The 1,725-nt window shown below is 73.4% G+C and carries 1 protein-coding gene and 1 pseudogene; both read left to right on the top strand.

Features of this window, described 5'->3' with window-relative positions; translation table 11 throughout:
- Positions 1–1,327 (top strand): VirB4 family type IV secretion system protein (locus FOE67_RS24885; protein WP_182667069.1); only part of this gene is annotated, 1,327 nt, incomplete at its 5' end.
- Positions 1,328–1,431: 104 nt separating this feature from the next.
- Positions 1,432–1,725 (top strand): annotated as a pseudogene (locus tag FOE67_RS24880) (hypothetical protein); the annotation flags it as partial.

The raw sequence follows: 1,725 nt of genomic DNA, 5'->3' as shown, positions 1-1,725 counted from the left end.
CCTCTACCCGGCCGGTGGGCGCCCCGGCCCCGCCTCGGCCCGCGGGAACCGGCTCAAGCTGCCCGCCCACCGCATGACCACCGCCATCGCCGCCGGTGCCTACCCCTTCCTCGCCGAGGGTGGGTTGGGAGCCGAGGGGGTCTACATCGGACGGGACGTCCACGCCGAGGCGAGTTTCTGCTTCGACCCCTTCGCCCTGTACGGGAGGGTCGAGGGCTTCACCAACCCGAACGTGCTGCTGGCCGGGGTGATCGGGCAGGGCAAGAGCGCCCTCGCGAAGTCCTTCGCGCTGCGCTCCGTCGCCTTCGGATACCGCGTCTACGTGCCCTGCGACCCCAAGGGCGAGTGGACCCCCGTGGCCGGCGCGCTCGGCGGCACATCCGTCGCGCTGGGCCCCGGCCTTCCCGGCCGGTTGAACCCGCTGGACGCCGCGCCGCGCCCCGCCTCCGTCGCGCAGAGCGACTGGGTCGGGGAGGTCCGCAAGCGCCGGTTGCTCCTGCTCGGCTCCCTGGCCCGCACCGTGCTCGGCAGGGACCTGCTGCCGATGGAGCACACCGCTCTCGATGTCGCCCTCGACACCGTCGTCACCCGGGCGGCCGGCTCGGCCCGGACACCGCTGCTCGGGGACATCGCCTCCGCCCTCAACAGCCCCGACCGGCTCGACGAGGCCGCAGGCCTCATGTCCGGTCGACTCGGGGACGCCGCCCGCGACCTCGCCCACGCCATGCGGCGCCTGGTCCACGGCGACCTGGCCGGCATGTTCGACGCGCCCAGCACCGTGGCCTTCGACCCGAACAGCCCGATGCTCACCATCGACCTCTCCCGGCTGGGCGGCTCCGGCGATGACACCGCCCTGGTCCTCGCCATGACCTGCGCCTCGGCCTGGATGGAATCGGCCCTCACCGACCCGCGCGGCGGCCGGCGCTGGATCGTCTACGACGAGGCCTGGCGCCTGATGCGCCACCCCGGCCTGCTGGCCCGCATGCAGGCGCAGTGGAAGCTCTCCCGCGGCCTGGGCATCGCCAACCTCATGGTCATCCACCGGCTGTCCGACCTGCTCACCGCCGGCGACGCGGGCTCCCGGGGCCGGGCCCTGGCCGAAGGGCTCCTGGCCGACTGCTCCACCCGCATCATCTACCGGCAGGAGACCGACCAGATCCTCACCGCCGCCTCGCTGCTGGGCCTCACCTCGGTGGAGACCGAGGCCATCTCCCACCTCAACCGCGGGCGCGGCCTGTGGAAGGTCGCCGGACGCTCCTTCGTCGTCCAACACCTCCTCCACCCCCATGAACTGTCCCTCTTCGACACCGACGCCCGCATGCACTGACCCCGGAGGAACCCCTGAGCGGCACCCACCCTCGCCCGCCGTCCTCTCCCCTCGCGTCACCCCCGAGCGATGTCGAAGGCCGTCACCTCCACGGCCGGGCCGTCATGGAGCTGACCGACCGACTCAACGCCGCACGCACCGTCGGGGAAGCCGCCGCGCTCACCGAGCCCGTCCTTCACCCCACCGAGGGTCTCCTGGAACGGCTCGCGGACTTCTTCGAGGCAGCCGCCGAGAAGGCCCGGGAGACCGAGACCGATGACGGCTTCGACCTGCGCGACGACCTCGACCATGCGGCGGCCTCCCTGCGCGAGATCGCCGAGGAGCTGCACGGCGTACCCCTTCGCATGCACGCGCTCGCACCGCCGCCCCGCGCGGCCGGCCCCTCGCGTCGTCTCCCC

Source organism: Streptomyces calidiresistens (assembly GCF_014141525.1).
Taxonomy (GTDB): Bacteria; Actinomycetota; Actinomycetes; order Streptomycetales; family Streptomycetaceae; genus Streptomyces; species Streptomyces calidiresistens.
Note: the sequence above shows the minus strand (reverse complement) of the source record. Positions and strands in the feature narration are given on the sequence as shown.